The following is a 25,917-nucleotide window of genomic DNA, read 5'->3' as shown; positions in this document are numbered from 1 at the left end:
TTCAGAATTACAACGACCGAGCGGCCGCCACTGAGGGCGTTTTTCCAACACTCGACGCAAGCGCTCGCCGACGCTTATGCCGCCGAATTTTGCGTGCCGTGTCGATAAAAGGCAGGACGATCAGACTGTAGAGGCTCAGGTAACGCTGCTGATCGCTGGTAGCTCCGGTGCCGAAGCGGATGCTCTCGGGGGTCGTGCGGGTGACGTAGAGCGTGCCGAACAGCCAATCCCACAATGACAGATTGGTGCCGAAGTTCTTATTGAAATGCCGTGGGGCGTCACTGTGGTGGATCTGGTGCTGAGCCGGACTGTTGAGCAAATGTTCGATGAGCGGCCCGAAAGACAGCCAGACATGACTGTGCCGCAAATTGGCAGCCAGGCTATTGAGGATCAGCACGATATACGTCACGCCAAACAGGGTGTAGCGACTCACTTCGCCGCCACAGGCGTACCAGAAGATCCCCGCATAGGCACTCAGGCACAGGGTATTGGTCAGCTTTTCCGCGACTTTTTCCAGGAAGTGCACGCGGCTCGCCGTGGCGGGCGTCAACACCGGCGCCGAGTGATGAACCTTGTGGAAGGCCCAGAGCCAGCGGCTATGAAAGGCGCGGTGCAGCCAGTAGTCGGTGAAGTCCTGAATCAGGAACACGCCCAGACCGAACAACAGGGACAGGCCCAGGTGCTGCCCCATCTCCACCCGCGCCCCCCAGAGGCCGGTGAAAAACGCGCCATAATCGCCAGAGCGCAGAATATAGGGATCAACCAGGCCGACAATCGGCAGTACCAGCGCGACCTTGAGAATGCCGCGCACAAAGTAATAGCGCAAATCCAGCAAGGCCGAACGATGCAAATGAACTTGCGCACCGCCGATGAACTGCCAGAAGCTCGGCGCATCCGTCAGGCCGCGAGCCTTTCGGTAGCGAAACAGGCTGTAGGCAATGGTGTACGAGACCAATAGAAAAAACAGACCAAAGCGGCCATTCAGGTCGAACAGGCTGAAAAATTGCTGACTGACCGGGGCCACAACCCAGCGTTGCAGGAAGTCAGCGAGAAGCGCAAAACCATCCACGACACACTGCCCTCCGATAAAGACTGGAAGTGTAAATCATTTCGTTATGTGTCCGCAGCGCTGCCGCTCGACGGCATCAACGAATCAATCAGGTCATTTGCAAGTGATTCCCCGCTGATTCGTGCAAGCTGCACGGCAGGCGCACCTTTAAGCACTGCTAAGCCACTGTATTGTCGAGCGTTTTATGCAGACTTAACTTGGCACAAGCCCTGCAATATCACCCGGGTGTTTATCGCGATTGGCAAAGCCCGATCCGCGCCTGCCCCACCGTGTCCCTGGAGGTGTCTTGCATGAATGCCATTGACCTGTTGAAAGCCGACCATGAACGGGTGAAAGCCCTGCTCACTCAACTCAGCGAATCGACCGATCGCGCTGTGAAAAAACGCACTGAACTGGTAGCCAAACTGGAAATGGAAATCTCCCTCCACACCCGGTTGGAGGAAGAAATCCTTTATCCGGCTTTCAAAGCAGCCGGGGGTAAGGAGCAGGACGAAATGTACTACGAAGCCAAGGAAGAACACCGCACCGTAGATTCCCTGGTGCTGCCTGACCTCAAAATGACCGATCCGACCACTCCGGAGTTCGCCGGACGCGCCAAGGTGGTGAAAGAGTTGCTGGAACATCACATCGAGGAGGAAGAAACCGAAATGTTTCCTCAGGCGAAAAAGCTCCTGGGCAAAGCGGCACTGGAAGAATTGGGGGCACAGATGGAAGCCATGAAGGCGCAGCACAAGAAGCAAGCCGCCTGATAAACGGCGATGATGCCGGCTCGGTCCAATGAACCGGGCCGGCATCGTGGGTTACAGCAATACAGTGGACAACATGCCCAGCGCACCCAGACAAAAACCAATCAGTGCGCCCCGGCCCGGCGCCTCCTGGAACAAACACCAGACCACGATCGGCTCAAGCAGCAGTAGGGAAATCACTGACACCACGGTGACTGTCCAGATATCACCGACAGCCCGGTAACCCAGCCAGTAGGCTCCCAGCAAAAACAGCCCGGCGATACACATCAGTGCCACCGGCAAGGCAAACGCATGCCAGGATTGCCCGGCGGTGTGCGCCAGGCGGGCAGTGACCACTTCACTGTAAATGGCGCAAAACTCGCCTAATACCATCAGGCCTAGAGCAGAAACTCCGAGTAGTTCTTTGGACATAGCAAAAACTCCTTCGTGTTCAGAGCAAGATTTCTCCGCTCCCAGGCGACGATGGCGTTGCCGGGTGAGCCGTTGCTGTGAGACGAAGTGTTTTTGAACAATCCTGAATTATCGAAGTACCTGAGCATGGGCATTCCCTTGTTTCGATGGTTGAATCCCTGCGCCTGTTGATCAGTGCGCGGACGCAGCATACGCCGGGAAGGCGAGCGCCAACAATCGGTACAAGGCTGATCCTGGCAGCGGCACAGCGACAATTCGGAGAAATGCGCGGGCGGCGTCTGCCAGGCGTGAGATTTGGCCGAAATGACAGCTAAATACCGGCAATATACCTTGACCTCAAATTGCCATCACCTCTAGTATCAAAGCCGTTACCGCGTTTCCCGCAATATCAGAACAATAAAAACAAGGCCTGATACGGAGCGACACCATGCACTTGCTGATCATCAGTTGTGCCCTGCTTCCCCTGTTGTTTTTTGGCCTGTCGTTCTTTGGTTGGAACCAGCATCTCAAGAGCGACGATGACGAACTGGACGTCCCCCCCATCGCGTGACTGCCAACGACCGCGCGGGACATCGGAAGTCCTAAGCCTCCACCACTGTGTAGCCGCCCGCTCTTCACCACTCGTCGCCTGACCTGTCGTACCCTCCTTGCGCCCTCCTCTCTGGCTCAGCGTTTGCAAAGGCTCGCTCCAGCCCGCGCTCACGACGAAATTCTGACGCGCCACGGCAAATCCAACTAATGTTAAGGACACCAGCGCCAAGCTTGGTCAGTCACCGGAGATGTAACGTGTCAACTCTTCATGAAATCGCAGCGAACCACGCGAGAATGGCCAAGGAAAAGGAACCAGAGTCGACCGGACTGGGTGAGCGACAACCACATGTCGTGGGCAATATTGAAATTTCTTCCGTCGACGAACTGCAGCCGATGCCCATGCACCTGCTGGCAGGTGGTCAGGACAGCCAGCATGGGGGCATGGCAGGTTTCGCGCTGTAGTCCAACTCGCGCCGCGTGACCAGAGCCCCTCCTTCAGAAAGTGTGGTACAGCACCATCCCGCCCTCGCCGTCCGGGCTCGCGTCGGAGTAACCCTTGACCGCATACAGCTGGATTTTCCATTCCTGGTTGAGCTTGTGGGTGACGAACAGCGTGAGTTCCTGGATTTGCGAGCCGGTGGAAACGACTTTCTGCCGCCAATCGTAGGACGCGCCCGCGGTGGTGCGGGCGGCAACGGGGACGGCGAAGCCGATGCTGGTGTAAATCGGGTCGTCAAAGTCAGTGTCGGGTGGATCACCGAACTTTTTCCAACCGAGGGTGGCGAAACCGGTGACCGGGCCAAAGGCTTTGGCGACGTCGATCTGGGCGCTGTAGTCGGTTTCACCGGTGCCCAGGCATTGGTCTTCATCTGCCGTCGGAAACTTGACCTTGCCAATCAGATCCACTAATACGCCCCCGCCATCGCTGCCATCGAGCAAGGCATAGCCCGCACTGGCGACCGTGTCGCCCATGCCGCTTTCCACGTCATGGCAACCGCCCGGCAAAGGATCGCCATTGGGGCCGACCTCCGGGTTGGTAATACGCAGCCAGGGCACCGTGACCTTATAGGTCATCGGTCCGGTTTCAAACTTGGCAATGACGGGGACGTACCAGATTTCGGAGGTGGTGCCGGTGCCGTAGTCACCGCTCGAATAATCGAGACCGACTGCAGCGCTGAAGGTATCGGCCAGGGCCGGCACGGCGGATCCGGCAATCAAGGTGGCCAGCAGGGTAAGCACAGGTCTCATCTTCACCTCAGGGCCCGGGAGAGAAGTGTGATCGAATGTACCTAGCCTAGTTGCTAATTCTGCGGGTGCTGCACACTACGGCAGCGGTCAGTTTATTTTTCGATCTTTTCCGCTTTTTCGACCTTTTCAACCTTATCCAGTTTTTCCACTTTCTCCGGCCGGTCAACTTTCTCCACCTTCTCCACTGTTTCCGGCCGCTCAATCTTTTCCACTTTTTCTACCTTCTCGGGTCGTTCTACCTTTTCTACCTTTTCCGGCCGCTCAACTTTTTCGACCTTCTCGACTTTCTCCGGTCGCTCAACCTTCTCCACTTTTTCGACCCTCTCAACCTTCTCGACTTTTTCTACTTTCTCGACCTTCTCAACCTTCTCAACCTTCTCAACCTTCTCAACTTTTTCTACTTTCTCGACCTTTTCAACCTTCTCCACTTTCTCGACCCGGTCGGACGGCCCACTGCGGTCTTGCTTCTCTGGTTGCTCGACTTTCTCGACCTTGTCGGACGTGCCCGAGCGGTCGATGGACTCCGACTTGCCGCTGCCGCTGTTGTCGATCCTGTCGCTGCGGTCGTCGCCACCGCTTCTGCCGCTTCGATCATCCCGGCCGCTGTCGCCACGGCTATCGTCACTGCCTCGACCGCTGTCGCTGCGCCGATCACCACCGTCCACACTGCCTTGTCCACGCCTGTCATCGCCCGACGAGTCCGAGGAGCCCGAGTTATCGCTGCGCTGCTGCAGATCGTCGTCCGAGCGATTGTCGCGCCCGCCATGTCCGCGATTGGACACATCGACACGCTCAGGCTGGTATTCGACCCGTACGGCGCGCACTTCCCGGGCGCCGCTGAATACGCCGGTGACCCGGACCCGCTGATTGATTTCCAGCCCCGAAGACTGTTCGCCGCTGAACACCGTGCCGCGATCCAGAGTGACATTGAAGCCGCCGACCACCAGTCGACGATCCTGCCGTCCTTGTACCAGCCCTTCGATCACCGCCTCGCGAACCCGGCCGGCAAACGGCGTGCTCGGGTCGGGACGACTTTGCGCGACTTCCAGTTGGCGACCGGACCATTGGCCGCGGACCAGTACTTCCTGCGCCGGCGCCACCCGGGTGCCGAGTTTCAAGCCCTGCAGGCTACCCGCGCGGTCAACCGTACCAATCGCGCTGACCTCCTTGAGGCCCGGCGCCCGCTCGATGCGACTGGCGACCACTTCGCCATTGGCATTACGCAGCCCGCTGACCCGGACCGGTTCGCCTGGGCGCAAGCCTTCGGCGACCCGTGCCCCGGCGGCGAGGCGCACCGGTTGGCCCATGACCCGCAACGGTTGCGAGGCGTTCGGCAGCCCGGTCAACGGACCTTCGTAGACGTTGAGGATCGCAATACGCCCTGCCTGCAGACCGCGTTTGCTGGCGAAGGCTTCCACCGCGACCACCTGGCCTATGGCCAAATGTGCACTGTCGGCCGGCACGCCGTTTTCACTGACGGGAACGTCCTTGCCAAAATGCACTTCCATGCCATTGACGCAGATCGAGGCGAAACCGGTGATGGTGCCGACGATGCCGGTGCCACCAATGCCGCCCGGCTGCTGCACCGGCGCACCGGTGCCGCCAACGCCGCCGTTGTCGTGGTAGATCAGTTGACCATCGACACCGCCGGCTACCGCGCCGGTTCCGCCGATGCCGCCGGGACGCTGACGAGTTGGCGCGCCCGTGCCACCGACCCCGCCATTGTCGATGCCCGTGCCGCCGACGCCTCCCGGCTTGGCTCCGGTACCGCCAATCCCGCCCGGGGCCTGCAGTTGCGACGCACCGGCCATGCCCACTTCATCGCGACTGACACAGGCTGGCGACGCCAGCGCAAACGTCGGAATCCCCGCCAGCAGCGCCAGGCACTGGGCAAGGACGAACGTACGCAAGCGACGCGCAGAGAAGATCATCAGTCGGCAGCCGGCAAGGAAGTGGGGGCAGTAGGCTCAGTGTAGAAATAAAGTCCGATGGTGATGCGCTGAGGTTGATCGATTTTTCCTGCATCGGTGTTTTCAAGATCGGCAGCCAGGCTGCTGAACCCCAGCAGCAGTTGCGATCCCTCATTGCTCACAGCCTGACGCAAGGTTTCAACGCTGGCCGGTCCAAGGGCGTCGTAGTGGACGCTACGCTCGAAAAACGGCCGCCCGTCGGTGCTCAAGTTGTGCACCGCGGCATTGGCATGGTCGCCCAGGTTGTGGCCGAGGTACCCGGCTTTCTCGTCGAAGCCCTTTTGCGGCACGAATGCCTCGGCTTCCAGGTGCACACAGTCCTGCTCATCGAGGCGCACCACGCCCAGGCGCAGCCATTCGTCGAGCACCACGCGGGCACGAATGTCCGTGCTGACTTTCGCCACCAGCGCATCAAAGGAGCATTCACCGCCGACACTGGCCAGGCGCGGCAACGGCAGGGTCTTGCCGGCGCTTTTGCAGAACGGCTTGCTGTTGGCCCAGACGCTCACCAGTTGTGCGCCGAGGGTGATGTTTTCAGGAAGTGCCTCAAGTGCCGAATCGTCGTCCTTGCGCAGGCGTCGGACGTCCTTGCGGTGCACACCGGTGAGCAAACTGATGCGGCTGTCGCTCGGCGGCTTGGCATCCAGCCGAAATTCGCGATCCGCCACCTCGACGAAGACCTCCTTGAGCAGGTCGACGAACACCGAAAAAGTCACGCCTTTGCGCAGCATCAGACGCACCAGGGGACGCATCACCTGGCGCAGGGCTCTGATCAGTGCAGGAGGGAGAGTGGGCGAGTGCATTCAACACATTCCTTGAGAGATACCTCCAGTATAGCGACGCGGGAAAAAATCCCATACGACTATTTCCCCGCCGCCACCTGGAAACCCTCGGTTCAGTCAGCTCCTGCTGTTGTCGTCACCCGGTTCGCCGCCGACGTGAACGCCGCGGTCATCCCCCGGTTCGCCACCCACATGATTACCACGGTCATCACCAGGCTCACCACCCACGTGATTGCCACGGTCGTCACCAGGCTCGCCGCCAACATGATTGCCATGATCATCTCCGGGTTCACCGCCAACATGATTGCCATGATCATCACCGGGCTCACCACCAACGTGATTACCGTGATCATCGCCAGCCTCTGCGTGGTTGCTGCTGCGTCCGGAGTTGGAGTTACCGGCCTGACCCTGGCCCGAGTCACCATGACCACTGCCGCTATGCCCGCTGCCACTATTGCCGCCACCAGCATGACCGCCACCGTCGCCGCCACCACTTCCACTTCCACTTCCGCCATGGCCGCCTCCACCTCCGCTTCCGCCGCCGTTACCGCCACCGCCGCCGTGTCCACCGCCGTTGCCGCCACCGCCGCCACCATTACCGCCACCACCTCCACCGCCGTTACCGCCACCACCACCGTGGCCTCCACCGCCTCCACCACCATTGCCACCGCCACCGCCGTGGCCTCAACTCCACCACCTCCGCCGCTGCCGCCGCCACCACCGTGCCCGCCACCACCTCCGCCACCGCCACTGCCGCCGTCTTTGGCGTAGGCGCTGGAGTCATGGGAAATCGAATCCGGGATCAACACCGTGGCTGCCGAGAGCACGCCTCCCATCGCCATCACCAACAGCGCTTTCTTGAATATCTTGTTCGTCTGCATCAGCCATCTCCCAGTCATTTACCGCGAGGAACGCTTTGTCGAGGCAGGATTTGTCCTGCGTCTGTACCACTGAATTCTTTATGTGGGATATTTTCCCACATCTGAAAGCTAGACCCGTTCCAGCGAGGGTTCAAGCGGCGCAGGGAAAAGCCGACCGGCGGTGCAGTCAGGGAAGGAGGTTGGTCTGAACGTTCAGCAACAGTACCGGGCCAACAGGCGTAAGCCGATGCCCGGCACGAGAGGGCGCAGGAAGCGCGGTTTATCTGTGCAGGTGTTTCTTCAGGAACGAGCGGGTGCGTTCCTGGGCAGGGTTCTGCAGGATTTCGTGCGGCGCGCCCTCCTCGACCACCACCCCGCCGTCCATGAACACGATACGGTCGGCAACTTCGCCAGCGAAGCGCATCTCATGGGTGACGATCAACATGGTCATGTGCTCTGCGGCCAATTGCTTCATCACCTGATTGACCTCTTCCACCAGTTCCGGGTCGAGGGCCGAGGTGGCTTCGTCGAACAGCATGACTTTCGGTTGCATCGCCAGGGCCCGGGCAATCGCTACCCGCTGCTTCTGCCCGCCGGAGAGGCGCGAGGGGTATTCATCGACCTTGTTTGCCAGGCCAACCTTGGACAGATATTCCATCGCCAACTCGCGGGAAGCCTTTTTCGTCAGGCCCTTGAGCTTGATCGGCCCCAGCGCGATGTTTTCGTACACCGTCAGGTGCGGGAACAGATTGAAGTGCTGGAACACCATGCCCATTTGCTGACGCACCGCATTGATGTGCTGTTCAAAGGCCCGGCCTTTCAACGGCCGGTTGACCTGTTCGCCGTCGAGCCAGATTTCCCCGTCGTTGAGCACTTCCAGGTGATTGATCGAGCGCAGCAGGGTGCTCTTGCCAGAGCCACTGGGGCCAATGATGGCGATGATCTGTCCACGGGCGACCGAGAGATCAATGCCCTTGAGCACTTCCAGGGCGCCGTAGGCCTTACGGGCCCCCTTCACTTCAACCATGCTTTTTTCGCTGATCATCGTGACATCTCTACCTTTTTTTCAAAAAGATGCAGGCCGGCTTCGAGCACGAGGTTGGCTGCATAGTAAATAACCGCAACGGTCAGATAGAACTCGAACGGGCTGTAGGTTTCACTCACGGCAAGCTGTGCGCTGTAGACCAACTCGGCAATCCCAATGATCGACACCAGGGAGGTGTCCTTCAGCAGCACGATCAGATTGTTGCCCAGCGGCGCGATGGTCTGGCGCAGTGCCTGCGGCACGACAATGTAAAGCTGGGCCTGGGCGCGGCTGAGGCCAATGGAGCGCGCCCCTTCTATTTGCCCCGGATCCACCGAAACCACGCCGGCACGGATCACGTCGGCGTTGTACACCGCAAAGTGCAGGCTCAGGCCGATGATCCCCGCCACCAGCGCCGGAATATCAATCCCCACTTGCACCAACCCGTAGTAGATCAGGTACAGCTGCAGCAACAGCGGCGTGCCCATCAGTAGCCAGGTGATAAAGCGCACCGGCAGCGCGAGGATTTTCGGCGCATACAAAACGATGAGTGCAAAAGCGACGCCGGCCAGCAAACTCAGGATGCTGGAACTGACAAACATCACCACCGTCCACCACAGGCCGGTGGCGAGCAGCTCGGAGTAAGGCGTGACGATACTTAGATCTAGACTCTGCATCTGAATACTCTCACTTGGCCGCGAATCGTTGATCGAGGTAGTCCACGAGGTATCGGACCGAGTAGACCATCACGATATACAACAGCGCAGAGACCAGGAAAATTTCAAACGGCTTGTAGGTTGAACTGATGAAACGCTGTGCGGTGTAAGAAAGCTCAACCACCGAAATCGTCGACACCAACGCCGAGCCCTTGATCAGCGCGACGGCGTTGACCCCCAACGGGCGAATCATCAATTTGGCCGCCTGCGGCAGCGTCACCAGCCACAAGGTCTGGTTGCGACCAAAACCGATGGAGCGCGCGGCTTCCACCTGGCCGGGGTCGACGTTGGCAATGGCGCCGCGAATGGACTCGGCCATGTAGGCGGCAATGTTCAGCCCCAGACCGATCACCCCTGCGGTAAACGGCTCCAGCTCAAGACCGATCTGTGGCCCGCCAAAATAGATGATGAACAATTGCACCAAGCAGGGAGTGCCACGGAACACGCTGATGTACAGACGTGCCAGGCAACGAAACAGGAACATCGAGGACAACCGCCCCGCCACCAGCACGATTGCCACCAGAAAACCCAGCAACAGCGCCAATACGGAGATTTGCACGGTGATCCAGGCCGCCTCGAGGAAAAACGGGAAGGTGCGCTGTATCAGTGTCAGATCCATGGGAACACTCGGAAAAGTCGGCGTGCCCGGCCCGGCTTGCGCCTGGGCCAGGGTCAATGCACATCAGCGGATATCGTTACCAATCCACTGCATCGAGATCTTTTCGTAGGTGCCATCGGCGAGCATATCGGCCAGCGCCTTCTCCAGCGTCGCCTTGAGTTCGGGGTTGTTCTTGCGCAGCGCGATGCCCATGTCCTCGATGCTGCCTTCACCCGCCGGCGGGGTGATGATGCGCACCTTCTGCCCGGTCTGCTTGACCGCCACCAGCACCGGCACACTGTCCATCACCAGCGCATCGATGCGCCCGGCGTCGAGGTCGACGAGCATTTCCGGCAGGCCTTTATAGGTCCGCACCTTGAGGTTGCCACGTGCCCTTGCCCATTTATCGTGAGCGTCGCCCAGGGTCACGCCGACGGTGACGTCCTTGAGCTGATCGACGCTGTTGATCGGGGAGTTTTCCTTGACCACGATGGTGCGTCCGGCACGGTAGTAGGGACCGACGAAATCCACGGCCTTCTGGCGCTCCGGGGTGATGGTCATGGACGCGACGATGGCGTCGTATTTTTTCGCCAGCAGCCCGGCGATGATCCCGTCGAACGGCGTGGTGATGATCTTCACCTTGACCCCCATGCGCTCCGCCAGCGCCTCACTGATGGAGGCGTCGAAACCGACAATCTGGTTCTGCTCGTTGGCAAAGCTGAAGGGTGAATATTGACCGCTCATGGCGATGCGGATCTCTTTGGCGTTCTCGATCGACTGCAAATCATCTGCGTGCACGGCGCAGGTGGCGAACAGCGCGGAGGCTGCAATGGTGGAAGCGACGATCAGACCCTTGAGCTTTTTAGTCAGCATTGGATGGCACCTTGGAAGAATAATTATTTGGTTTTCGAGGGTTTATTACCCAGCCTTCACGAAAAAGTTTTGCATAGGCAAATGTGGAAAGCACCCGGCAAGGCGTCAGCCTGCCTGACACATTGCCGGAGTTGGCCGACACTATGTCGCGTCGAGGGCAAAAGCCCTGTTGTAGAGCACTGCCGAGGGCCTTTGCAAAGTCGTGGTGCGATAGCTGCGTTCAATAGTTTATGGAATGACTGAGGCATTTCTTTTCGCTTGTGGTGAACGGCTGATCCTCGCTCTCATGGGATAAAAATCCCCTGCAGCCAGGAACCGCAAAATGCCTCAAGCGTCCATCAGTGAGTCCATCGCCATCGTCCATCCGCTGACCTTGAGTCACGGCAACAATGCCCATGTCTGGGACACCGACGGCAAGCGCTACATCGATTTTATCGGCGGCATTGGCGTGCTCAACCTGGGGCATTGCCATCGGAAGATTGTCGAGGCGGTGTGCAGCCAGGCCACGCGCCTGACCCACTACGCGTTCAACGCCGCGCCCCATCAACCCTACAAACAATTGATGGCGCGTCTGGCCGAGTTCATCCCGGTGTCCTACCCGGTCAGCGGCATGTTGACCAACAGTGGCGCCGAAGCGGCCGAGAATGCGCTGAAAATCGCCCGCGCCGCCACCGGCCGCACCGCAGTGATTGCCTTCGACGGCGGCTTCCATGGACGCACCCTGGCGACCCTCAACCTCAACGGCAAAGTCGCGCCCTACAAGCAGCGCGTCGGCGTCTTGCCGGGCCCTGTCTATCACCTGCCCTACCCGAGTGCGGACAATGGCGTGACCTCCCAGGACGCGCTGAAGGCCATGGATCGCCTGTTCAGTGTCGAGATCGACGTCAATGAAGTGGCCTGTTTCATTGTCGAACCGGTGCAGGGCGAAGGCGGTTTTCTGGCCCTCGATCCGCTGTTCGCGCAAGCGCTGCGCAAGTTCTGCGACGAGCACGGCATTCTGCTGATCGCCGATGAAATCCAGTCCGGCTTCGGCCGTACCGGACAGCGCTTTGCCTTCAGCCGCCTGGGCATCGAACCGGACCTGATCCTGCTCGGCAAAAGCATCGCCGGTGGTCTGCCACTGGGCGCGGTAGTCGGTAAAAAGCCCCTGCTCGACACCCTGCCCAAAGGTGGACTCGGCGGCACCTATTCGGGCAATCCAATCGCCTGCGCGGCGGCGCTGGCCACCCTCGACGAAATGAGCGACGCCAACCTGTCGGCCTGGGGCGAACGCCAGGAACAGGCGATCGTCCGCCGTTACCAGGCCTGGCAGCAGAGCAAGCTTTCGCCCTACCTGGGCAGGCTGACTGGGGTTGGGGCGATGCGCGGGATCGAGCTGATCACGCCTGAAGGCGCACCCGCCACGGCGGTCCTTGCCCAGCTGTTGGAGAGTGCCCGAAACAACGGTTTGCTGCTGATGCCCAGCGGCAAGTCGCGGCACATCATCCGCTTGCTGGCACCGTTGACCATTGAGTTGGAAGTGCTGGAAGAAGGGCTGGATATTTTTGAGCGGTGTCTGGGGGCGATTGGTTGAATCCAACATCATGGCTGAATGAGAGACCGCTATCGCCAGCAGGCTGGCTCCTACAGGGGTTGGCGGTCGAACAGCATGCACCACACATCCACTGTAGGAGCGAGCCTGCTCGCGATGAGGCCGGGACAGTCAACTGGTTGTTGACTAACATGCCGCCATCGCGGGTAAGGCCGCTCCTACAGGGGATTACCGCAATGCCGCCTCGAAGCTTTCATCCAGCACTTCCAACAGGAAGTCCGCATTACCCCGGCTGAAAATCATCGATGGGCGCATCTTCAGCACATTGTCGAACGGGCCTTCGGTGCCGATCAGAATCCCACGCTCCCTGGCCCCATCAGCGACCTTCTTCGCCAGTTGGGTTGCCGGTACTTTGGTCTTGCGATCGGTGACCAACTCGATCCCAAGGAACAACCCCTGACCGCGCACATCGCCAATCACGTCGTAGCGTTGCTGCAATTTGCGGAAGCCGTCGAGCAGGTAATTGCCCACGGTCAGCGCATTGAGTTTCAGGTCATCGCGCTCGATCACATCGAGCACCGACAAGCCCACCGCGCAGGACACCGGACTACCGGCAAAGGTGTTGAAGTACTCCATGCCATTGTTGAAGCTGTCGGCCATTTCCCGCGTGGTCACCACTGCCGACATCGGATGGCCGTTGCCGATCGGCTTGCCCATAGACACCGCATCCGGCACCACGCCCTGCGTCTCAAACGCCCACCAGTGGCTACCGACACGACCGAACCCGACCTGCACTTCGTCGGCCAGGCACACACCGCCCTCGGCGCGCACCATGGCATACACCTCCTTCAGGTAGTTCTCAGGGAAGAACAACTGCCCGGCAACGCTGGGGATCGACTCCGCGAGGAAGAACGCCGGTGCCCTGCCCTGCTTGCGCATGCTGTCGATCTGCTCGGCGACGCTCTCGGCAAAGCGCTTGCCCATGTCCTCGAACGCCCAGTCCTCCGGCGCCCGATACGGATCCGGCACCGCTGCTTCGAACACGTGCGCAGCTCGGCCCTTGCCGGCCTTGCGCTTGTACTTGTATGGGCTCAGGTCGATCAGTTCCTGGGTGGTGCCGTGGTAGGCCCAATCCAGCACAATCGCCTCGTCGCGCCCAGTGTGATTGCGCGCCATGCGCAGCATCAGGCTGTTGGCTTCGCTGCCCGAGCAACCAAAAGACGCCACCGCCAGGCCTTCGGGCAAGGTCGCCGTCAGGCGCTCGGCGTACTCGACAATATTGTCGTGCAGGTAACGGGTGTTGGTGTTTAGCCGCCCGGCCTGGCGCGACAGCGCGTCGACCACATCCGGATGGCAGTGGCCGAGGTGGCAGACATTGTTGAAGCAATCCAGATACGCCCGGCCAAAATTATCGATCAGCCAAACCCCATCGCCACGCACAAACTTGATCGGATCGGAATAGGAAATCGACAGGTTGGGCAGCAGCAACTCCTTGCGCTTGGCGACGATCTCGGCCTTGGTCCGACCGTCCTGGCTGTAGGTTTCCGGCGGAATGCCGGCGAGGGTCGAAGCGTCGGGGAACAGGTCGGCCCAGACATCCAGGTAAGCCACCTCACCAACGCCAATGAACTCGCTGGCTTGCAAACCGATGTCGGTGGACATCTGGAAATGCACATGGGGAATCCAGCCGCCATTTTCCGTATCGGCGCCCATATGCCCGACCAGCGCGCCGGCTTCCAAATACTCACCCGGCTGCAGACGGTCGAGGGCTTCATGGGCCATGTGGCCCCACAAAGTCAGGAACGGTGGGCAACCCTCGGGCGAGTGCTTGAGCATGATCACACCGCCGTAGCCCAGCGGCTCGCGCTCGACCTCGACGCTCTGCACCACCCCGGCCACCGGGGTGTACAGCGGCGTGCCGGCGGGCATGATCAAGTCGACACCGACGTGAATGATCCGCCGCTGGCCTTCAATGAAGCGCGACTCGAATGCCGTGTCGGTGTAGATGGTCCGCGCTTCGCCCCAAGGGCCGATGCCCAGCGGCACTTTGTGTTCGGCGGAAAAATCTTCCCACCATTGTGTCGCTTCAGCAGGACGCTGTTCGGCGGAGGCAATGGTCATCACATGGGACGCATCGCCGAACGGCGCGATGACCTTGTTCATGCTCGCCGCCGACGGCCGCACGATATCGGCGAACGACTTGCTGTTCTGCGCCACCCAGCGGCGAATCACCCCGGCGCCCTCAATCGCATCGAAGCCGCAAGCCTTGCGCAGAATCGCCGTGGCCAGGCGCGGGTTCATCCGGTCCATTTTTTCCAGCAGGCGCCAGGCCGGCGCTTCGCTGATGGCCAGGTACGGATTGTCCTCGGTGCGGTCGTGGCGCGAGGCGGACAAGGTGACGCTGGTCACCAGGCGCATGGCGATCAGGTTGAACAGGACGTCGAGCTCCTCCGCCTGCAGCGGGTACTGCTCATGAAAACCGGCAGCCAGCGCCGCGGCCGCTCCGATCGGGTCTTGCATGTCGAGAATCGAATAGGCGCAGGTGATGGCGACTTCGGCGATCAGCACGGTGTGCAACGCGTCGCCAAAATCGATGATCCCCGAGACCTTCTGCTGATCCTCGGAGTCGACCAGGATATTCCAGTCGTTGCCGTCGTTATGAATGATCTGCGTGCGCAGGCGCGCCAGTTGCGGTTGCACGTTTTGCTCGAAGCTATCGATGAAGCGTTCGAGGATCGCGCGCTTTTCCAGGTCTTTGACAAAGTGCAGACGCGAGCGAGAACGGGCGGCATGACGCAGATCCCAATCAAAATCGCGCACCGCGCCAGGATGCATGAAGCCTTGCAGCGCGCGGTCCACGGCACCGAAGGCCCGGCCCAGGCTGCGCATCAATGGCGTGGTACGGGGAACCTCGGCCAGCGGCGTACCGTGCAGCCAACTGACCAGCCGCACCGCGTGTTGCTCGCCGGTCGGCGCGACGGCCGAGGCAAGGAATTCGCCGTCCAGACTGCGCTTGAGAAACGGCACGCTCAGTTCGGGACTGTGACGGGCGAGGTGACTGAGCAAGGCCGTCTGAAACTCACTTTCGACCCGTGGCTCGGAGGCGTTGACGACTTTTAGAATCCACCCGGCATCGGTGTCGGTCTTCAACCGATAGTTGCGATCGCGCTCGCCATCCAACGGCGTCGCCGTGCCGATCACGTTGAAAAGCTGCTCGCCGAGTTTTTCGGCATCCCCGGTGGAGAACTGCGGGGCAGGATGGGAGAGGATTGTCATGGTAATTGTTTTCCAAGCCATTTTTTTCAGATAGCTTGGCACGCAACGCCTGGGACGGCAGTAGGTATACGGTCGACTTCAGCCTGCATATTGTCGGAATCGACCGGCACAATTTCGGTAGCAAAAAAGGGAAGTTCGGATGCGAGACCTGGACAGCAAAGATCGCGAAATACTCGAGATACTTTCCAAAGAAGCGCGCATTGCCCTGAAGGCCCTGGCAGCGCGCATCGGCCTCTCCCGCAGCGCCACCAGCGAGCGGGTGATCAACCTGGAACGCAGCGGCGTGATCCGCGGCTACCGCGCCGACATCGGAGAAATCGACGCCCACGTCATCCGCGCCATCCTCCTGGTCAGCCTCAAACGCACCCCGGCCATGGGCCTGCTCGACCTGCTCGCACAAAACTCCCAGGTGCGCCGGGTGTCTTCAGTCAGCGGCCAGCTTGACCTGGTGATCGAGGTTGAAGCCCGGACCATCGACGACCTGAATCGGGTCAGGGATGCGGTTGCCAGTCATGAAAGTGTTGAGGACATCACCACGGCGGTGGTGTTGCGCCGGGATATTGATCGGCAGAGTTAGTGGCTCGTGCAGCCGTCATCTACCACAATTTTCTGCGTCTTTAACTTCAGGCGCATACTCAAGCTTAACGAGTAACGTTTAGCGTTACGCACCATGATGGGCAGTTTCAGATGCGCTGACACTCAAGCACTGTTCACCACTGGATATACGCGGCGCTGGGCAGAAGATAATTGAAGTGGTGCAACGGCTGGTTGCCTGATCCAGCCCTGATAACAAAAAAGCCCCGCCAGCTCTATGCCTGCGGGGCTTTTTGATAAGGCTTGGTAAAGCCAGAGAAGCGAATATGGTGCCCCGAGCCGGAATCGAACCGGCACGCCCTTCGGCGGCAGATTTTAAGTCTGATGTGTCTACCAATTTCACCATCGGGGCATGGGAAATCCAAAAGCAGGGGCAGATTTAACCCTAAAACAAAACCAGAATCAATCACTTAGGTTAGCGAGTCATGACCGACCGTGAGGATTACTCGGCAGAGACGCGCAACAGCCGGACTTCAGGCCAAGACGATCAACAGAATCGCTCGACTGCAGCCTGTCATCACCCTGACCACGGGCGCCCCCAGCGTGCACAGTTGCGGAACACCAGCCGAAAACTGCGGAACACATGCCTTTCCTGAAGATATAAAAAAACCCCGTAACTCATTGAGCTACGGGGTTTTCAATAGTGGAGGCCGAGGTCGGAATCGAACCGGCGTAGGTGGATTTGCAATCCACTGCATAACCATTTTGCTACTCGGCCTCAAACGTCGGATGCATTAACAACAACATCAAACGCAAACAACTTGAGAAGGAAACTGAATTTCTATCCAGTTTCAACTCTTTGATTTCTAAAGAGTTTTTCTCTTTCCCTAAGCAGGAATGGACGCAATTCTGGACTGCTTCCGGTGTCCTGTCAAGGACGAAAAGTAAAAAATCTCAAGGTTTTCAATTCACTGGCCCACTTTGCCGGTGGGCCGGTGCTTTACAGGTACCAGCGGTATTCCCGGGCGTGGATTTCCTGGAGGAAGGCCTGGTGGTCCTGGCGTTTGTTTTCGCAGTAGACGTCGACGAACTCGGCGCCCAGCCCTTCGCGCAGGCGAGACTGGTGTTGCATCTGGCGCACGGCTTCGAGGATGTCGAGGGGGAAGTCGATGCCGCTGTTGCGGTCGTCATTGAGCGGCGGGATGGGTTCGCGGGCGGCTTCGAGGCCTTGTTCGAGACCCACGAGGATTGCGGCGAGGACCAGGTAGGGGTTGGCGTCGGCGCCGGCCAGGCGGTGTTCGATGCGCAGGTTTTTCGCGTCGGACTCGGGGATCCGCACGCAGGCGTCGCGGTCTTCGAAGCCCCAGCTGGCGCGGGTGGCGGCGTTGACGGTGCCGCCCAGGCGGCGGTAGGCGTTCTGGTTCGGGGCGAAGATCGGCATGCAGTGCGGCAGCAGTTCCAGGCAGCCGGCGACGGCGTGGCGCAGCGCCTGTTGCTCGTTGGCGGCCAGCAGGTTCTGGCCTTCAGCGTCGTAGAGGCTGACGTGGACGTGCATGCCGCTGCCCGGATGTTGCAAGTACGGCTTGGCCATGAAGCTGGCGCGATAGCCGTGCTTGAGGGCGACGCCACGGGTGCTGCGGCAGAACAAGGCGGCCCAGTCGGCGGCTTGCAGGCCGTCGTCGAGATGGCCGAAGTTGATTTCGAACTGGCCGGGGCCGAGTTCGGCGGTGATCACCGTGGTGTCGATGCCCTGCAGGCGCGCGGTCTCGACCATGTCATCGAGCACCGGGGAGAACCGCGACAGACGTTCGATGTGCATGTTCGGCTGGTCGTCGCAGTCGTCCGTGAGGCCGTCGCGAGGGAACTGCGGCAGGCCGTCGCGCAGTTGTTTGTCGAACAGGTAGAACTCCAACTCGAAGGCCACCACCGGGTGAATGCCTTTGCCACGCAGGCGCTGCAGCACCTGGGCCAGCACTTCCCGGGGTTCGAATTCGATCGGGCTGGCGGTGCCGTCGGAGGTGATCAGCATCTGCCCCAGGGGCTGCGACTCCCATGTCACCGGCTTGAGCGTGCCTGGAACCAGCCGGCGCACCGCGTCTGGGTCGCCGTCGTGGAAGCAGTAGTCGCCGATCTTGAACAGCCCGCCCTGCACCCCCAGCAGCACGCAGTTCTGCGGCAGCTTGAGGGCGCTGCCGGCGGCGACTTTTTCCAGCATGTCGATCGGGTAGCGCTTGCCATAAAAGTGCCCCGGGATGTCCAGGGAGATGAGGTCGACGTAACGCACCTCGGGGTAGCGTTGGCGAAAAGCCCGTACTTCGGCCAACAGATCAGAGCAGACAGCGTCCATCATCAAGGTTCCCGTTGTTGTTATCAGGTGTAGACCCACAGCACGCGCGTGAGTTGGTCGGTCAGGTTGCCGTAGCGGCAGCGGGTGTGGCTGTCGAGCTGAAAGCTGTCGCCGGCCAGCAGGGTCACCGGTTCATCGTCGCCGTCCAGCCACAGGGTCAGTTCGCCTTCGAGCACGTAGCCGCCCTGCTCCGAGCTGTCGGTCAGGTGCCGCTCGCCGCTGTTGGCCCCCGCTTCCAGGCGGCTTTCGAGCATGGAGAAGCTCGAACGCATCTTCGGCGAGACCAGGATGTCGGTGATGCCGTTGGCGAAATACAAGGTGCGGCGTTCATCGGGTCGAGTGACCCACGGCAGCACCTTGGGTTTCGGCAGGCTGTAGAAATAGGTGGTGGGCACGCCGAGGGTTTCGCTGATCGCGGTCAGGTCGGCCACGGTCGGGCGCGACAGGCCGCGTTCGACCTGGGACAGGAAGCCCACCGAGCGGTCGATTTTGTCGGCCAGCTCCTTGAGCGTGTATTTTTTGTGCTTGCGCAGGTCGTGAATCAGGATCGCCAGCGCAGCGATTTCTTCTTGCTTGTTCATCGCAAAAATTCCGGAAGAGGTGGGCTCATATGCTGTCGCGCAAGCGATACCAGGCCTTGCCGATGGCTTCCAGCGGCGCGGCAAAATATTTGCCGCCGGGGAAACTGTCATTGCGCAGTCCCTGGTACAGCGCCAGTTCGTCGTCATCGCCGAGGATCGCTGCCGATACCGCGCGGGCGGCGGCGAGGGTCGGCAGCACGCCGTGCCCCGAGTAGCCTTGCAGCCAATAAAGATCGCCGCTGCGGCCGATGTCCGGGGTGCGCTTGAGTGTCAGGTCGATGTGCCCGCCCCAGGTGTATTGCAACTCCACGCCCTTGAGCTGGGGGAATACCCGTTCGAGAAATGGCCGGGTGGCCGCGCCTATGTCCTTGGGCATGCCGCCGAGGTAGGTGCAACCGCCGCCAAACAGCAGGCGGTGGTCCGGGGTGCGGCGGAAGTAGTCGAGGACGAACTGGTTGTCGGTGACGCAGACGTTGCCGGGCAGCACGGCCTCGGCCTGTTCCGGGGCCAGCGGCGCGGTGGCGACCTGGTAAGTGCCCACCGGCAATACGCAACTGGCCCGTTGCGGGTCGAGTTTGTCGAGGTAGGCATTGCAGGCCAGTACCAGCACGTCGGCGCGAATCTGCCCGCGCTCGGTGCTGACCACATAACGCCCGCCCTCCTCGCGATAATTCAGCGCCTTGCTCTGTTCATAGATATGCCCGCCGGCGCGCTCGATGGCAGCGGCCAGACCCAAGGCCAGTTTCAGTGGGTTGAGGTGTCCGCCTTCGGGGTCGAACAGACCCGCCTGGTAGCGCTCGCTGGCGACCCATTGCGGCAGCTGTTCACGGGAGATGAATTGCAGGGCGTCATGGCCCCACTTGTGGCTGGCCTCGTGTTGCCATTCGGTGAGAATGCTGACCCGCCGTGGCATCACCGCCGTCCATAAATGCCCGGGGCGATAGTCGCAGTCGAAGCCATGACGTCCCGGCAGTTCACGCAGTTCCTGCCCCGCCCAGCGCATGCTGTCCCACAACCGGCGAGCGCGCTCGTAACCCAGCGCCGCCTCCAGCGGTGGCATGTCGCACGACCAGCCAAGAATCGCCTGGCCGCCATTGCGCCCCGAGGCCGCCCAGGCCACCCGACTGGCTTCCAGCAGGGTCACGCGCTTGCCCGCCAGGGCCAGGCGCAACGCGGTGTGCAGGCCACTGAAGCCGGCGCCAATGATCAGCACCTCGGTGTCCTGCTCGCTCTCCAGCGCCGGGCGCTGCAGCAAACGATCGGCACAACTGTGGGCGTAGTAGCTGGCGACATGCTGGGAGGACTGTAGGAACATTCGGGCACCATGAAATTATGTTTTTATAATTTCATGAAAAACTACAGTATAAATTTCACGCAAGCAACCGCAGTCAGAAACCGGGGCGCTGTTCAGGCGCCCCGGTGGTTTCAATCAGAAGGCGAAACACGAACAACCAAACGCCCCCCAGAAGCCCTGGAAGTCGCTGACCGGCGCATTCGACAGGCGCGCCCGATCATGGCTATGGGAATGCACCGCGCAGGGGCCGCTGCACTGGTGAACCTGGTTGGCCAGCGGCGATTGCGGCCGCCAGTGCCCCGGCACCTTGACCACCGGCGACCAGTCCGGGGTCACCGGCAACGGCGCCGGCGCCAGCCGATCGAAGTCACCGGCGGCGTGCACGACCTGGCCGCCGACCACGGTCAACAGCGACTCGATCCACTTGATGGCCTCGTCCTCGACACTGAAATAGTCCGCCGAGAGCGCCACCAGGTCCGCCAGTTGCCCGACCTTGATCTGGCCTTTCTTGCCCTGCTCCGACGAAAACCAGGCGCTGCCGTGGGTGTACAGTTCCAGCGCGGTGTCGCGGGACAAACCCTGCGGATACAACTCCAGGCCACCCACCGTGCGCCCGCTGACCATCCAGTACAGCGAGGTCCAGGGGTTGTAGCTCGACACCCGCGTGGCATCGGTGCCGGCGCCCACCGGCACGCCCTCGGCGAGCATGCGCTGGATTGGCGGGGTCATCTCGGCCGCCTTGGCGCCGTAGCGCTCGACAAAGTACTCGCCCTGAAAAGCCATGCGGTCCTGAATCGCGATGCCGCCGTTCAGCGCCCGCACCCGCTCGATGTTTTTCGGGCTGATGGTTTCGGCGTGATCGAAGAACCACGGCAAGCCGTTGAACGGGATATCCCGGTTGACCTTCTCGAACACGTCGAGCATCCGCGAGATCGATTCGTCGTAGGTGGCGTGCAGGCGAAACGGCCAGCGCTGCTCCACCAAATGGCGCACCACCGGTTCCAGTTCCTGCTCCATGGTCAGCGGCAGATCCGGACGCGGTTCGAGGAAATCTTCGAAGTCCGCCGCCGAGAACACCAGCATTTCCCCAGCGCCATTGTGCCGCAGGTAATCATCGCCTTGGTGCAGGGTGACGCTGCCGGTCCAGTTCTTGAAGTCGGTCAGCTCTTCCTTGGGTTTCTGGGTGAACAGGTTGTAGGCGATGCGGATGGTCAACTGTTGCTTGGCCGCCAGCTCGTTGATCACTTGATAGTCGTCGGGGTAATTCTGGAAACCACCGCCGGCGTCGATGGCGCTGGTCACGCCCAGGCGATTGAGTTCGCGCATGAACTGACGAGTGGAGTTGACCTGATATTCCAGCGGCAGTTTCGGCCCCTTGGACAGGGTCGAATAGAGGATCATCGCGTTCGGCCGCGCCACCAGCATGCCGGTGGGTTCGCCGTTGGCATCGCGGACAATCTCGCCACCCGGCGGGTTCGGTGTGTTGCGGTTGTAGCCCACCACCCGCAAGGCCGCACGGTTGAGCAAGGCGCGGTCGTACAGATGGAGGACGAACACCGGGGTATCGGGCGCCGCCTTGTTCAGCTCATCGATAGTCGGCATGCGTTTTTCGGCAAACTGAAATTCGTTCCAGCCACCCACCACCCGCACCCATTGCGGCGCCGGCGTGCGCTCGGCCTGGTCCTTGAGCATGCGCAAGGCGTCCACCAGCGATGGCACACCTTCCCAGCGCAGTTCCAGGTTGTAGTTGAGGCCGCCACGGATCAGGTGCAGGTGCGAGTCATTAAGCCCGGGGATCACCGTGCGACCCCTGAGGTCGATCACCTGAGTCGCGCTGCCGCGCAGGGCCATGGCCTCGGCGTCGTTGCCCACCGCGACGAAACGCCCGTCCTTGATCGCCACCGCGGTGGCCGTGGGGTTGGCGCGGTCGACCGTGTGCAGGCGACCGTTGTGCAAAATCAGATCGGCAATTGTGTTGTGCATCACAGGATTCCTTTATCGAAAAAAGGCTCAGGCAGCCGGCGGTTGCAGCCAGCGGCTGAACAGGCGGGTGACACGGGGCATGAACACGTAGACCACCAGCAGCACAATGGTCGCGGTGATCAGCACGTTGGCCGGCACCCGTCCGCCCAGCCAGGGCACCCGACTGAACAGCGGCTGGAACAGCAGCGGCACCAGGAAGGTCAGCGGCAAGATCACCAGGAAGGTCACACAGGCCTGCTTCCAGCGCGGTGGTGGCGTGGCACCGGCTTCCACCGGGGTGAACCAGAACTCGCGGTCGGCATTGATTTCGGTCTGGTCGCCGTCGGCAAGCATCGGCCGGGCGATCTCCACCAGGCTGCGGCGGTCTTCGGAGTCGAGCCAGGTCTGCAGTTGCTCGGTGCTGGCGAAACGCAGGACGCTGGTGAACTGCGCCAGGCCCTGGCGATGGCCGCGCATCACATCGATGCCCAGGTGTCCGGGATAGCTGCGCGCCTTGGCGATGATCCCGCGTAGCCACTCTTCATAGGCCTGATCCTGGCCCTTCCTGACCGTGTGCCGCACCAACAGGGTGACCACGCCGTCCGACAGATCGATTTCCATCACTCACTCTCCAGGCCCGGGGAAGACCTTCAACGGTAGCTCAACAACGTCAGGGCCGGACGCGAAGTTCGCGTCCGGCCGACGGCTTTACTTGACCTGACGCTGCGGCGCCTTGTGCACCATGGTGTAGGCGTAGTCGACGCCCATGCCGTAGGCGCCGCTGTGCTCGAGCACCAGGCCCATCACTGCGTCGTAGGTTTCCTTGTGTGCCCAATCGCGCTGGTATTCGAGCAACACCTGCTGCCAGGTCACCGGCACCGCACCGGCCTGGATCATGCGCTGTACCGACATGTCATGGGCTTCCTTGCTGGTGCCGCCCGAGGCGTCGGTGACGATGTACACCTCGTAGCCTTCAGCCAGGGCTTCGAGGGCCGGGAAGTTCAAGCAAACTTCGGTCCACAGCGCCGCCATGATCAGTTTCTTGCGCCCCGTGGCCTTGACCGCTTCCACCAGTTTCTTGTCTTCCCAGGAGTTCATCGAGGTGCGCTCGATCGGCTGCTGATCCGGGAACACGCTCAACAATTCCGGCCAGATGTAGCCGCTGAAGCTTTCGGTTTCGACCGAAGTGAGGAGGGTCGGCACGTTGAAAATCTTCGCCGCCTTGGCCAGGGCCACGGTGTTGTTCTTCAGGGTCTGGCGATCGATCGATTGCACGCCGAAAGCCATTTGCGGCTGGTGGTCGATCAGGATCAGGGTGGAGTTGCTTGGGTTGAGCAGTTCACGAATGGACATGGCGCGTTCCTTTTGATGTCAGTGATGGGCGGTGCGTGCTGCGGTGTGCAGCGCGTCTGGAGGCCAATTTAGCGACTAGTCATTACAGGGACAATTACCTAGAATCCGGATTCATTGTTTCAAAATCAGGGACAGTTATGGACCGCGTCGATTGCATGCGGGCGTTTGTCGCCACCGTTGGGGAAAACGGCTTCGCCGCTGCTGCCCGGCTGATGGGTGTGCCACGCTCGAAAGTCAGTAAACAGATTCAAGCGCTGGAAGAGGCCATTGGCGTGCAATTGCTGCAACGCACCACCCGCAACCTGCACTTGACCGAAGCCGGCGCCGAGTACTACGAGGCGGCGCGGGAAGTGATCGCGGCGGTGGATGAGGCCGAGCAGCGGGCGCGCAGTGGCAGCGGTGAGTTGCGCGGCGTGTTGCGGGTCAATGCGCCGATGTCGTTTGGTCTGCGGCGGCTCGGGCGGCTGATTCCGCAGTTCCATGCGCAGCACCCGAACATCGAATTGCAACTGGTGCTCAGCGACCAGCAGGTCGACCCGGTGCGCGGCGGTTTCGATGTGACCATCCGCATTGCCAGCCTGGCGGATTCATCGCTGGTCGCCCGCCTGCTGGCCCCTGCCCCACGGATCCTGGTGGCCTCGCCGTGCTACCTGGCGCGGGCCGGGACGCCGCGCTCACCCAAGGAGCTGAGCGCGCACCAGTGCCTGAACTACGGCTACTTGCAAAGCGGCGTCAGCCTGCAATTGAGCAACGGCAAGGAGACTCAGCGGGTACATGTCACCGGACCGTTGCACGCGAACAACGGCGACTTGCTGGCGCAGGCCGCCGAAGCCGGCATGGGCATTGCCCTGCTGCCCGATTTCATTGTCGAGGAGGCGCTGTGCGCGGGCCGCCTGGTGCCGGTGATGTGCGAGTGGCAGGCGCCGCCCATCAGCATCCACGCGGTTTACCCGTCGGCGCGCCGGGTGCCGCAGAAGACCCGCGCCTTCATCGACTTCATGGTGGCGGCGCTGGCGCTTACGGCTTGCCCTGGAAGCGTGCCCGATAACGCCCTGGGCTCTCACCCGTCCACTTCTTGAAGGCGCGGTGAAAGGCGCTGGGTTCCTGAAAGCCAATCTGCTCGGCAATCGCCGTGACGCTGGCCTGGGTCCGGCGCAGTTGCTCGATGGCCACGGCACGCCGCACCTCGTCCTTGATCTCCTGGAACGAGCAGCCCTCGCGCTCGAGCTTGCGGCGCACGGTGCTGGGGCTCAGGTGCTGTTCGCTGGCAAAGGCTTCCAGGGTCGGCCACTGGCTGTAGTGGGTGTGGCGCAGGCGCTGATGGACCTGGGCGGCGAGGCCGTGCTGGTTACGGAAACGGATCACCAGCCATTGCGGGGCACTTCGCAGGAAGGCCTTGAGCGAGGCCAGGTCCTGGGTCACCGGCAGTTGCAGGTAACGGCTGTCGAACTCGATTTCGGTGCGCTGGGCGCCGAACGTCAGGTTGGCGCCCCAGAGCAAGGCGTCGTCACTCAGGGACAGACGCTCATGCTGAAAGTCAGCGCGATCAATGGGGATCCGCCGTCCGCCGAGCCAGCACAGCAGGCTGATCATCAACACCAGGAAGGTTTCTTCGCCATAACGCGCCAGTTCATCGTTCTGCGCTTCGGTCTGCAAGCTGATCACCGCACGTTTGCCGCGCACCGTCAGGCTGCCGCGAAAGTCCCGCAGGAACAGCGCGAAGTTGGCCAGGCATTGGCGCATGGCTTTTTCCAGGTTGGTTTCCTGGATCAGCGCGCGGCAGATCAGGGCAAAGCTGCCGGGGGGCATGCCGTGGGAGTCGAGGCCGAAGAACTCGTCGTCCAGCTCACGGATCTGCGCCAGCCACAGGGCGGCGAACGCCTGGGCGGGCACCCGCGCCGCCGGCTGCTGCAACAGCGCCTGATCGATGCCCACTTCTTCGAGGATCGCCTGCAGGCGCTGCGGATCCGTGCGCAGGGCATGGATCATCGGGTACACGAAGTACACCGCTACCGAATCGCTTTCGCGCATCTGCTCCCCATCATCCGAATATGGCAAAAAACGCCAGCACCTTTGCGCGGTTGCGGCATAGGCGAACCGTCGCGGCAAACCCTAGACTCGATGCCATCACTTGCAGTGACCGCTTGGCGTGCCTGCAACTTCAACCGACATCAGCGCGGCGCCGACCATAGTACGTGAGCGACGCGCGTC

23 protein-coding genes, 2 tRNA genes and 1 pseudogene are annotated in these 25,917 nt (G+C 61.1%); 6 read left to right on the top strand and 20 right to left on the bottom strand.

Annotated elements, in window-relative coordinates; translation table 11 throughout:
* Positions 1–7 precede the first annotated feature (7 nt).
* Positions 8–1,069 carry a sterol desaturase family protein gene (locus tag KW062_RS13740; RefSeq protein ID WP_105755803.1) on the bottom strand — a complete coding sequence of 354 codons (1,062 nt, stop codon included), beginning with the start codon at positions 1,067–1,069 and terminating at the stop codon, positions 8–10.
* 290 nt (positions 1,070–1,359) lie between these two features.
* On the opposite strand from KW062_RS13740, the gene KW062_RS13735 reads away from it, so the two are divergent.
* Positions 1,360–1,818: a hemerythrin domain-containing protein gene (locus tag KW062_RS13735; protein WP_105755802.1), complete on the top strand. Its 459-nt coding sequence runs from the start codon at positions 1,360–1,362 to the stop codon at positions 1,816–1,818.
* A gap of 51 nt (positions 1,819–1,869) precedes the next feature.
* On the opposite strand, the gene KW062_RS13730 is transcribed toward KW062_RS13735, so the two are convergent.
* Positions 1,870–2,187 (bottom strand): hypothetical protein, encoded by a 318-nt coding sequence (locus KW062_RS13730; protein ID WP_027618325.1) that lies wholly within the window; start codon positions 2,185–2,187, stop codon positions 1,870–1,872.
* 466 nt (positions 2,188–2,653) lie between these two features.
* Here KW062_RS13730 and KW062_RS28915 point away from each other — a divergent pair, with 466 nt between their 5' ends.
* Complete coding sequence (locus tag KW062_RS28915) at positions 2,654–2,776, top strand: hypothetical protein (RefSeq protein ID WP_256351055.1); 123 nt, start codon at positions 2,654–2,656, stop codon at positions 2,774–2,776.
* Positions 2,777–3,012: 236 nt separating this feature from the next.
* The gene (locus KW062_RS13725; RefSeq protein ID WP_105755801.1) at positions 3,013–3,219 is read left to right on the top strand and encodes a hypothetical protein; all 207 of its coding nucleotides are present in this window, start codon (positions 3,013–3,015) and stop codon (positions 3,217–3,219) included.
* A 33-nt stretch (positions 3,220–3,252) separates the two neighbouring features.
* On the opposite strand, the gene KW062_RS13720 is transcribed toward KW062_RS13725, so the two are convergent.
* The 8 genes and pseudogenes from KW062_RS13720 to KW062_RS13685 form a co-directional block, all read right to left on the bottom strand.
* Positions 3,253–4,005: a hypothetical protein gene (locus tag KW062_RS13720; protein ID WP_027618327.1), complete on the bottom strand. Its 753-nt coding sequence runs from the start codon at positions 4,003–4,005 to the stop codon at positions 3,253–3,255.
* Positions 4,006–4,097: 92 nt separating this feature from the next.
* Complete coding sequence (locus tag KW062_RS13715) at positions 4,098–5,936, bottom strand: DUF5666 domain-containing protein (protein ID WP_256351053.1); 1,839 nt, start codon at positions 5,934–5,936, stop codon at positions 4,098–4,100.
* Positions 5,936–6,778, bottom strand: a complete 843-nt coding sequence (locus KW062_RS13710; protein ID WP_027618329.1) for a DUF6502 family protein — start codon at positions 6,776–6,778, stop codon at positions 5,936–5,938. Before KW062_RS13710 ends, KW062_RS13715 begins: the two co-directional genes overlap by 1 nt.
* Before the next feature lie 96 nt (positions 6,779–6,874).
* Positions 6,875–7,638 (bottom strand): annotated as a pseudogene (locus KW062_RS28910) (hypothetical protein).
* Between the two features lie 259 nt (positions 7,639–7,897).
* Positions 7,898–8,662: an amino acid ABC transporter ATP-binding protein gene (locus tag KW062_RS13700; RefSeq protein ID WP_027618331.1), complete on the bottom strand. Its 765-nt coding sequence runs from the start codon at positions 8,660–8,662 to the stop codon at positions 7,898–7,900.
* Complete coding sequence (locus tag KW062_RS13695) at positions 8,659–9,318, bottom strand: amino acid ABC transporter permease (protein ID WP_027618332.1); 660 nt, start codon at positions 9,316–9,318, stop codon at positions 8,659–8,661. Before KW062_RS13695 ends, KW062_RS13700 begins: the two co-directional genes overlap by 4 nt.
* A gap of 10 nt (positions 9,319–9,328) precedes the next feature.
* Positions 9,329–9,976 (bottom strand): amino acid ABC transporter permease, encoded by a 648-nt coding sequence (locus tag KW062_RS13690; RefSeq protein ID WP_105755747.1) that lies wholly within the window; start codon positions 9,974–9,976, stop codon positions 9,329–9,331.
* 63 nt (positions 9,977–10,039) lie between these two features.
* Positions 10,040–10,828 carry an ABC transporter substrate-binding protein gene (locus tag KW062_RS13685; protein WP_027618334.1) on the bottom strand — a complete coding sequence of 263 codons (789 nt, stop codon included), beginning with the start codon at positions 10,826–10,828 and terminating at the stop codon, positions 10,040–10,042.
* 322 nt (positions 10,829–11,150) lie between these two features.
* Between KW062_RS13685 and KW062_RS13680 the strand changes: the two genes are divergently transcribed.
* On the top strand, positions 11,151–12,401 hold the full coding sequence (locus KW062_RS13680; protein ID WP_105755748.1) for a 2-aminoadipate transaminase: 1,251 nt from the start codon (positions 11,151–11,153) through the stop codon (positions 12,399–12,401).
* 186 nt (positions 12,402–12,587) lie between these two features.
* Here the strand turns inward: KW062_RS13680 and KW062_RS13675 are convergent, their stop codons facing one another.
* The gene (locus KW062_RS13675) at positions 12,588–15,635 is read right to left on the bottom strand and encodes an aminotransferase class III-fold pyridoxal phosphate-dependent enzyme (protein ID WP_105755749.1); all 3,048 of its coding nucleotides are present in this window, start codon (positions 15,633–15,635) and stop codon (positions 12,588–12,590) included.
* A 139-nt stretch (positions 15,636–15,774) separates the two neighbouring features.
* Between KW062_RS13675 and KW062_RS13670 the strand changes: the two genes are divergently transcribed.
* Positions 15,775–16,212 (top strand): Lrp/AsnC family transcriptional regulator, encoded by a 438-nt coding sequence (locus KW062_RS13670; protein WP_027618337.1) that lies wholly within the window; start codon positions 15,775–15,777, stop codon positions 16,210–16,212.
* Between the two features lie 284 nt (positions 16,213–16,496).
* Here KW062_RS13670 and KW062_RS13665 read toward each other — a convergent pair.
* The 8 genes from KW062_RS13665 to KW062_RS13630 form a co-directional block, all read right to left on the bottom strand.
* A tRNA-Leu gene (locus KW062_RS13665) sits at positions 16,497–16,581 on the bottom strand.
* Positions 16,582–16,873: 292 nt separating this feature from the next.
* A tRNA-Cys gene (locus KW062_RS13660) sits at positions 16,874–16,947 on the bottom strand.
* Between the two features lie 222 nt (positions 16,948–17,169).
* A complete protein-coding gene (locus tag KW062_RS13655; protein WP_105755750.1) occupies positions 17,170–18,516 on the bottom strand; it encodes a glutamine synthetase family protein in 1,347 nt (448 codons plus the stop codon).
* 23 nt (positions 18,517–18,539) lie between these two features.
* Positions 18,540–19,097 (bottom strand): helix-turn-helix domain-containing protein, encoded by a 558-nt coding sequence (locus KW062_RS13650; protein WP_027618368.1) that lies wholly within the window; start codon positions 19,095–19,097, stop codon positions 18,540–18,542.
* Positions 19,098–19,122: 25 nt separating this feature from the next.
* Entirely contained in the window at positions 19,123–20,412 is a 1,290-nt protein-coding gene (locus tag KW062_RS13645; protein ID WP_105755751.1) for an NAD(P)/FAD-dependent oxidoreductase, read from the bottom strand.
* A 114-nt stretch (positions 20,413–20,526) separates the two neighbouring features.
* Entirely contained in the window at positions 20,527–22,374 is a 1,848-nt protein-coding gene (locus tag KW062_RS13640) for an amidohydrolase (RefSeq protein WP_105755752.1), read from the bottom strand.
* Positions 22,375–22,401: 27 nt separating this feature from the next.
* Positions 22,402–22,974: an antibiotic biosynthesis monooxygenase gene (locus tag KW062_RS13635; RefSeq protein WP_027618371.1), complete on the bottom strand. Its 573-nt coding sequence runs from the start codon at positions 22,972–22,974 to the stop codon at positions 22,402–22,404.
* An 87-nt stretch (positions 22,975–23,061) separates the two neighbouring features.
* Positions 23,062–23,706 (bottom strand): hydrolase, encoded by a 645-nt coding sequence (locus KW062_RS13630; protein WP_027618372.1) that lies wholly within the window; start codon positions 23,704–23,706, stop codon positions 23,062–23,064.
* A 137-nt stretch (positions 23,707–23,843) separates the two neighbouring features.
* On the opposite strand from KW062_RS13630, the gene KW062_RS13625 reads away from it, so the two are divergent.
* Complete coding sequence (locus tag KW062_RS13625; RefSeq protein WP_051550511.1) at positions 23,844–24,785, top strand: LysR family transcriptional regulator; 942 nt, start codon at positions 23,844–23,846, stop codon at positions 24,783–24,785.
* On the opposite strand, the gene KW062_RS13620 is transcribed toward KW062_RS13625, so the two are convergent.
* Positions 24,724–25,737 carry an AraC family transcriptional regulator gene (locus tag KW062_RS13620; RefSeq protein ID WP_105755753.1) on the bottom strand — a complete coding sequence of 338 codons (1,014 nt, stop codon included), beginning with the start codon at positions 25,735–25,737 and terminating at the stop codon, positions 24,724–24,726. The two genes, KW062_RS13625 and KW062_RS13620, sit on opposite strands and share 62 nt — an antisense overlap.
* Between the last annotated feature and the right edge of the window lie 180 nt (positions 25,738–25,917).

The organism is Pseudomonas fluorescens (genome assembly GCF_019212185.1).
Taxonomy (GTDB): Bacteria; Pseudomonadota; Gammaproteobacteria; order Pseudomonadales; family Pseudomonadaceae; genus Aquipseudomonas.
The sequence above is the reverse complement of the archived record's forward strand: the minus strand, read 5'-3'. Positions and strand labels throughout refer to the sequence as shown.